Below are 7,868 nucleotides of genomic sequence, written 5' to 3'. Positions count from 1 at the left end.
GTCCCCACGCAGCCCCAGCCCCCGCCATGTGTGTGAAGTTGTGGTGCGCTGGGCGCCGAAAGTCCCCACGCAGCCCCAGCCCCCGCCATGTGTGTGAAGTTGTGGTGCGCTGGGCGCCGAAAGTCCCCACGCAGCCCCGGTACCCGCGGTGTGTGTGGAGTTGTGGTGCGCTGGGCGCCGAAAGTCCCCACGTAGTCCTGGCGCCCGTGGTGTGTGTGAAGTTGTGGTGCGGTGCGCGCCGAAAGTCCCCACGTAGGTGTTGTGGTCAGGCGCCGTGGTAGGTGGAGGGCAGCACGTCGTGGCGGCGCTGGTCGAGGTACCAGCGGCTGTTGTCGGCTAGGTCGGCGGTGTGGCGCAGCAGGCCGGGGCTGCCGGGTGGGAGTTCGGCGAGGACCTCGCCGCGCGGGGAGACGATCATGCTGGGGCAGTGCTGGTCCGGGTGGGCGATGTTCGCGGCGGCCAGGAAGCGCTGGTTCTCGGCGGCTCGGCTGATCAGGTGGCTGCGCCAGACGCCGGGCGGCTCGTTCCGGTTCGCCGCGTTGGTGAGGTAGGCGAACAGGTCGGTTCCGGCCGCCGCGAGGTGCTGCCACTGCTCCGGAAACCTGATCTCCCGGCACAGCTGCATCCCGACCAGGAACCGCCGGTCGGTCCCGCCGGGACCGTCGGCCGCCTCGTCGCCCGGCGCGACTTCGAACGTCGGCAGAGCGGCGCCTGGCCGCAGCCGTCCGCGCTCGTTCATCGCCAGATTGATCTTCCGGTAGACCTGGCAGCCGCTTCCGGCCGCTTCAGGCTCGGCTGCCCCGGCCGCTCCGGGCTCGACTACCCCGGCCGCTCCGGGTCCGGCTGCTCCGGGTCCGGCTGCTCCGGCTGCTCCGGCCGCTCCGGGTCCGGCTGCTCCGGGGCCGGTTGTGGGTGGGAAGTACAGGCCGGCGTTGGTCCAGCCGTTGTTCTCCGGGAGCAGTGATCCGCAGAAGAGGTGCACGCCGAGGGCTCGGGTGAGCGCTGCCACCTGTGCGATGGCGTCGGTGAGTTCGGCCGGGTCGAGGTTGTCGAGCGGGCTCAGGTCCTCGGCGTATCCGGAGAGCATTCCCTCCGGGAGCACCACGGCATCGCCGGCCCGGGCCTCGGCCAGCACCTCCCGCACCGTGGCGAGATTCGCCGCCACGTCCCACACCGCCGGCACCTGACCCACCATGATCGACACTCGCATCCGACCATCCTCGGGGATCGCCGCCACCCGCGGTGCCGGGCCGGGTGATGCCGGGCTGCGCGGTGTCGGCCAGCTCCGACAAACCGGGCGGAACGCCGCACGGCGCTGACAGTGCATCGCCGAGCATCTATTTTCGGTCTCGTGGACGGATCGTTCTTCGCCCGTGTCGGCGGGCAGCCCGCGGTGACGGTCGCGGTCGACGCGCTCTACCGGGCCATCCTCGGCGACGAACGGCTGGCCGCATACTTCGAGGGCCTCGACCTGCCCTCCCTCAAGGAGCACATGGTCGCCCTGCTCAGCCAGGTGCTCGGCGGCCCCGCGGAATACACGGGCCGTGATCTGCGCGGTGCCCACTTCGGGCTCGGCATCATCCCGGAGCACTACGACCTGGTCGGCGCCTACCTGATCGGCGTCCTGGCCGGCCTCGGCGCCGACAACGAGGTACTGACCGCTGTCCGCGGCATCCTGGCCCAGTCAGCGGCTGACGTCGTCGAATAACGAGCCGGCCGTCACCCGCCGGCCCGGAGTCGCGGCAGCTCTGCGCCCTCAGTGCCGACCATTCCACTCGGTGCCCGGCGCGGGTCTGCGGCAGTGAGGTTTGCCGGTCGGCGGTGGGGGCGCTGCCGGGCCTGGCTGACCACCCCGCGGAGTGGGCGGTGGCGAGGTCCGGTCTCAGCGGCGGGCTTCGGGGGAGCGGCTGGTGGTGGGTGGGCATGTCAGGGCCGGCGGTTGTCGGTGAGGGTGCGGGACAGGCGGGCGGCTTCGGTGATCAGGCGGGTTCGGCCGCGGCGGGTGGCGATCTCGGTCACCTCGGGCAGGTCGTCGGTGGCGTGGGCCGCGGCGGCTGCGGCCTCGGCTGCCACCAGCAGGTCGGGGGTTCCGGGGCCGGCGGTGGCGAGTGCGGCCGGGAGCAGTTCGCGCACGGCTGCCCAGACCGCGGTGGCGGCGCCGGCGCGCAGGGCTTCGGTGAGGCAGCCGGCCACCCGTTTGAGCACCAGGACCTCGCTGGTCTGCAGGTGGGCCAGTTCGCGGCCGATCAGGGCGCCGTCCAGCGCGCCGCGGGCGGCCAGCTCGATGAACGCGTCGACGGCTGCCCGGCGTCCGGAGGCGCGGCCGGCGGTGAAGCCGTAGGCCAGGGCCAGCGCCATGGCCGGACCGAACGGGCCGGGCATGGCCGCCAGCACCGGGAGGATGTCGAGCTGGTTCTGGTAGTCGCCGCGGTGGGACTCGGCCAGTTCCGGCACCGCCTGCGCAGCGATGATCTCCGGGTGGCCGGGCAGCATCGTCGGCCAGCAGACCATCGGCGCCTTCCGGTGAAAGTCGCACGCGCGGGTGGCGGCGTCGGCGACCGGCATCGCGAGCAGCCCGGCCGGCACGGTCAGGGCGGGATGCTCGATCCGCTCGAAGGTGGTGGTCCGCCAGGTCCGTGTCGGCTTGCGGCAGGTGCAGCCGGGACCGGCACAGCGATGCTGGACCGTGGTCACCGTGACGACCTCCGGATCCGGCAGCCCACCATCTCGCAGCCAGCCGGCGAAGGCTCGTCCCGCCGGCGTGGTCAGCGCTTCGGCCGTGGGAGCCGTGCCAGGGAGCCCGGCATCGAGCGGCGCACCGGAACGACCAGCGGTGCGGGGCAGCCGGAGCAGCGCCTGGGACAAGTCGTAGGGGCCAGGCGACCAGCCGTCCCGCTCGGCGGCGGTGAGCAGGGTGAGGATGCGCTGCGGGTCGACGTGGCCGTCCACCGTGGCCGGGGTGGCCAGCAGCGCGGGTGGTGGGTTGGTGGCCATCTGCTGGCCCAGCTCCCGGATCCGTTCCAACGGCATCCAGTACGGCGGGGGCCTGCGGTGGTCCCAGTAATCGGGCGTCCAGTCGGTCCAGGTCCGCTCCACTACGGCGCGGAGCAGGGAGGCCATCGGGTGGTCTGACACCGGGACGACAGGCTCCAGCGCGGCGGTCAGCCCGTCCCGGTCGAGGGCGGCGAACCTGGCCAGCCCGTCGAGCACCTGCTCCAGCAGCACGGGCACTTGGAGTCCGCTGCGCAGCAGCTCCTGCACCGCAGCGACCAGCTCGGGGAGCGACGGGATCGCCGGGAGCGACGGGATCGCCGGGAGCGCCGGGAGCGAGGGGAGCGACGGGATCGGCCCGGGCACCAGCGCTGCCCGCGAGACACCAGCGTCTGGCACCGCAGCGGCGAGGACCGGACCGGCCGCGGGCAGTAAGGCGTCGGCCTGACACCGCAGATCGCCGGACAGCCCCTCGACCGCCCGGGCCAGCTGGTCGCCCTCCGCCGGACCGAAGGCGCGGACATGCTTCGTCACCAGGCGCAACGTGCTCTCGGCCAGCTCGACCGCATCGTTGGCCAGACCCGCCAGCAACCCCTCGAACAGCACCGGATCCGGTTTCCGGGTCAGCGCCGCGTCCAGCCATGCCAGCTGGGCACGGACCAGTTTCTTCTCCCGGCGGGGCAGCACCGACAGCGCCGCCCCGGCCACCGCCTCGGTGTCGAGACGGCCGGCGTCGTCGACGGCGCGCAGCCGCTCCAGGGCCAGCGCGGCGACCGAGCTGTGCGGGCTGTCCAGCATGACCAGATAGCTCCGGGAGAACGAGGCGCTCTCGTCGAGGGTGGGTGCGAGAAGCTGATGCAGCTCGACGACCGGGCGGATGGCGGCCGGCCGGTCACCCTGGGCCAGCCGGTCCAGGCAGCCGGTCAGGAGAACCCCGCGGTCGCCACCCTCGGCGAGGGCCGCGAACGCGGCCGGACCGGCCGGGTCCCACTCCGCGCTGAGCCGCGCGACGGTGAACAGGTGCGGCAGCAGCGCCGGGGTGTGCGGGTCGGCGCGCAGGCGCGCGGCGTCATAACCGGTCTGCTGCAGCCAGCCGCGCAGGACCGGCTCCGTCGGCGGGGCGGGCGTCCCGGTGGCGGCGAGCAGCCGCCCGGCCAGCCACCACTGCTGGTCGATCGCCCGGGACCGCAGCCCTGCCGCCAGGGCGACCGCGACCGCGGCGGGGGAGGGGCGGCCCGGCGCGTGCAGCACCCGGATGATCGTGTCGGCGAGCGCTGGGCTGGGCCGGCGGAACCAGCCGTCGCGAATCCAGGCGACCACTGTGCTCACGCTGCTCAGGCACGCGACGCCGGCCACCCGCAGGGCGTCGTTGCAACGGAGCGCCCGCTCGACCTCTGGTCGCTGCGGCCGGCCGCCGGTCCAGCGTGGATCGTGCATCGGATAGTCCGGCACCGGGTAGGGGACCGGTTCGCGGCAGTGCAGGTAGTCCAGCAGGGGAGCGGCCAGCGCCCTGCGCACCGGCTCACCCGCCGCGATCAGGGCGTCGGCGACCCGATCGACCTCGTTCTCCCGGAGCCAGGGGACGAGGCGGTCGAACGTCAGATCGGCGGTCATGCCCGGGAACCTAGCCCGACCCCCTGACAAGAATCCGGCCGGATCGTCGTACCAAAAAAGCTTTGAGAAGGTCGCCTCCGGCTGCCCGGACCGGGCTGAGTAGGGTTTCTGCTATGTATCGCCCGGTTCCGGCGCAGGTCGACCTGCCCGCTCTCGACCATGACATCCTGCGGTTCTGGCAGGAGCGCGACGTCTTCGGGCAGAGCCTGCGGCAGTCCGCCGGCCGCCCGGAGTGGGTGTTCTACGAGGGGCCGCCGACCGCGAACGGCATGCCCGGCGCGCACCACATCGAGGCGCGGGTCTTCAAGGACATGTTCCCGCGCTACCGGACCATGAAGGGCTACCACGTGGCCCGCAAGGCCGGGTGGGACTGTCACGGGCTGCCGGTCGAGCTGGCCGTGGAGAAGGAGCTGGGCTTCACCGGCAAGCAGGACATCGAGGCGTACGGCGTCGCCGAGTTCAACGCCAAATGCCGCGAGTCGGTCACCCGGCACACCGACGCGTTCGCCACCCTGACCGAGCGCATGGGCTACTGGGTCGACATGGACGACGCCTACCGGACCATGGACCCGGAGTACATCGACTCGGTCTGGTGGTCGCTCAAACAGATCTTCGACAAGGGTCTGCTGGTCGAGGACTTCCGGGTGGCCCCGTGGTGCCCGCGCGACCAGACCACGCTCTCCGACCACGAGCTCGACCAGGGGTACGAGATCGACGTCGACCCGTCGGTCTACGTCCGGTTCCCGCTCACCTCCGGTCCCCTGGCCGGCACCACCTCGCTGCTGGTGTGGACGACCACACCGTGGACCCTGGTGTCGAACACCGCCGTCGCCGTGCACCCCGCGGTGACGTACGTGGTGGTCACCGACGGCACCGAGCGCCTGATCGTGGCCGAGCCGCTGATCCCGGAGGGCTGGACCCCGACCGGCGAGTCGTTCCTCGGCAAGGAGCTGGAGCGCTGGACGTACCAGCGGCCGTTCGACCTGGTCGAGGTGCCGGACGCGCACATCGTGATCCTGGCGACCTACGTGACCACCGACAGCGGCACCGGCCTGGTCCACCAGTCGCCGGCGTTCGGCGCGGACGACCTGGCCAGCTGCCGGGCGTACGGCCTGCCGATGATCAACCCGGTGCGCCGGGACGGCACGTTCGAGGCGGACGTCCCGCTGGTCGGCGGCCTGTTCTTCCGTGACGCCAACCAGCCCCTGGTGGAGCAGCTGCGCGAGAGCGGCCTGCTGTTCAAGCACGAGCCGTACGAGCACAAGTACCCGCACTGCTGGCGCTGTCACACCGCGCTGATCTACTACGCGCAGCCGTCCTGGTACGTGCGGACCACCGCGGTACGCGACGAGCTGCTGCGCGAGAACGAGAAGACCAACTGGCAGCCGGCGAACCTCAAGCACGGCCGGTACGGCGACTGGCTGACCAACAACGTCGACTGGGCGCTGTCGCGCAACCGGTACTGGGGCACGCCCCTGCCGATCTGGCGCTGCGCCGAGGGTCATCTGACCTGCATCGGGTCCCGCGCCGAGCTGACCGCGCTGAGTGGCCAGGAATTGGCCGACCCGCACCGTCCATTCATCGACGATATTACGATCGTGTGCGGCGACTGCGGCCACTGCGGCGAAGAGGCGACTCGCGTCCCCGAGGTCATCGACGCCTGGTACGACTCCGGTTCCATGCCGTTCGCCCAGTTCGGCTACCCGTATAAGAACAAGGAGCTGTTCGAGAGCCGCTTCCCGGCCCAGTTCATCTCCGAGGCGATCGACCAGACCCGTGGCTGGTTCTACACCCTGATGGCCGTCGGCACGCTGGTCTTCGACCGGTCGCCGTACGAGAACGTGGTCTGTCTCGGACACATCCTCGCCGAGGACGGCCGCAAGATGTCCAAGCACCTGGGCAACGTGCTGGAGCCGATCTCGCTGATGGACCAGCACGGCGCGGATGCGGTGCGCTGGTACATGGCGGCCGTCGGCTCACCCTGGTCGGCCCGGCGGGTCGGTCACGGCGCGTTGCAGGAAGTGGTCCGCAAGGTTCTGCTGACCTACTGGAACACTGTCGCTTTCCAGGCGCTCTACGGTCGTACCGCGAACTGGACGCCGACCGCGGCGGACCCGGCGCCGGCCGACCGCTCCGCCCTGGACCGCTGGGTCCTCTCCGAGTTGCAGCAGCTCATCGTGAAGGTCGACGCGGCTCTCGCGGCGTTCGACCCGCACGAGACCGGCAAGCTGATCGCCGCCTTCATCGACGATCTCTCCAACTGGTACGTGCGGCGCAGCCGCCGCCGGTTCTGGCGCGGCGACCCGGCGGCCCTCGCCACCCTGCACGAGGCGTTGCGCACCGTGACGCTGCTGATGGCGCCGCTGACCCCGTTCGTGACCGAGCGGGTCTGGCAGGACCTGGTCGTCGCGACCGAGGGCGAGGCGCCGGCGTCGGTGCACCTGGCGGCCTACCCGGAGCCCGACCCTGCGCTGATCGATACCGGACTCTCGGTGCAGATGGCGGCGACGCGGCGACTGGTCGAGCTGGGCCGCACCGCGCGCGCCGAGTCCGGCCTCAAGATCCGTCAGCCGCTGTCCCGGGCGCTGGTCTCCGGCGCCGCCGACCTCTCCGCCGAGCTGCTCGGCGAGATCTCCGCGGAACTCAACGTGATCGCGGTCGAGCCCCTGGCCGGCTCGCTCGTGGACACCACGGCCAAGGCGAACTTCCGCGCGCTGGGCAAGCGGTTCGGTAAGGCGGTCCAGCAGGTCGCGGCCGCGATCCAGGCCACCGACGCCGCCGCGCTGAAGGACAGCCTGCGCAGCACCGGCACCGCGACCGTGACGGTCGGTGACGAGCAGATCGCGCTGGTCCCGGACGAGGTAGTGATCACCGAGACGCCGCGGGAGGGCTGGGCGGTCGCCTCGGACTCCGGCGCGACCCTGGCGCTCGACCTGCACCTGACGCCCGAGCTGCGCCGCGCCGGCCTGGCCCGGGACGCGATCCGGCAGATCCAGGAGGCCCGCAAGGGCAGCGGCCTCGAGGTCTCCGACCGGATCCGGCTCCGCTACCGCGCGGACGCTGAGGACACCGCGCTGGCCCTGACCGAACACCGCGACCTGGTCGCCGACGAGGTCCTGGCCACCGACTTCGCCGCCGGCGACCCGGACTGGACCGACCCGTGCGTCTTCACCGACGAATCCATCGGCCTGACGTTCTGGCTCTCCAAGATCTAAGACCGATTTTGTACGCCTACGGAGCGCCCGTCCGTAGGCTACGAGCCG

The 7,868-nt window shown here is 71.8% G+C and carries 4 protein-coding genes; 2 read left to right on the top strand and 2 right to left on the bottom strand.

The genetic code is table 11. From position 1 onward, the window contains the following. Positions 1 to 265 precede the first annotated feature (265 nt). Positions 266 to 1,210, bottom strand: a complete 945-nt coding sequence (locus ADL15_RS56030) for a carbon-nitrogen hydrolase family protein (protein ID WP_232344825.1) — start codon at positions 1,208 to 1,210, stop codon at positions 266 to 268. Between the two features lie 141 nt (positions 1,211 to 1,351). On the opposite strand from ADL15_RS56030, the gene ADL15_RS39110 reads away from it, so the two are divergent. Next, positions 1,352 to 1,708: a group I truncated hemoglobin gene (locus ADL15_RS39110; RefSeq protein WP_067702582.1), complete on the top strand. Its 357-nt coding sequence runs from the start codon at positions 1,352 to 1,354 to the stop codon at positions 1,706 to 1,708. A gap of 218 nt (positions 1,709 to 1,926) precedes the next feature. On the opposite strand, the gene ADL15_RS39105 is transcribed toward ADL15_RS39110, so the two are convergent. Beyond that, positions 1,927 to 4,605: a DUF7825 domain-containing protein gene (locus ADL15_RS39105; RefSeq protein WP_067702579.1), complete on the bottom strand. Its 2,679-nt coding sequence runs from the start codon at positions 4,603 to 4,605 to the stop codon at positions 1,927 to 1,929. Positions 4,606 to 4,718: 113 nt separating this feature from the next. Between ADL15_RS39105 and ileS the strand changes: the two genes are divergently transcribed. Then, positions 4,719 to 7,820, top strand: a complete 3,102-nt coding sequence (ileS, locus tag ADL15_RS39100; protein ID WP_067702576.1) for an isoleucine--tRNA ligase — start codon at positions 4,719 to 4,721, stop codon at positions 7,818 to 7,820. The last annotated feature ends 48 nt before the right edge of the window (positions 7,821 to 7,868 follow it).

The organism is Actinoplanes awajinensis subsp. mycoplanecinus (genome assembly GCF_001509495.1).
Taxonomy (GTDB): Bacteria; Actinomycetota; Actinomycetes; order Mycobacteriales; family Micromonosporaceae; genus Actinoplanes; species Actinoplanes palleronii.
This window is presented reverse-complemented; position numbering and strand designations above follow the sequence as displayed.

What these genes read in the sequence shown, in the direction of transcription:
- ADL15_RS56030 (WP_232344825.1), bottom strand. Translation starts at nt 1,210, where the DNA reads ATGCGAGTGTCGATCATGGTGGGTCAGGTGCCGGCGGTGTGGGACGTG.
- ADL15_RS39105 (WP_067702579.1), bottom strand. Translation starts at nt 4,605, where the DNA reads ATGACCGCCGATCTGACGTTCGACCGCCTCGTCCCCTGGCTCCGGGAG.
- ileS (WP_067702576.1), top strand. Translation starts at nt 4,719, where the DNA reads ATGTATCGCCCGGTTCCGGCGCAGGTCGACCTGCCCGCTCTCGACCAT.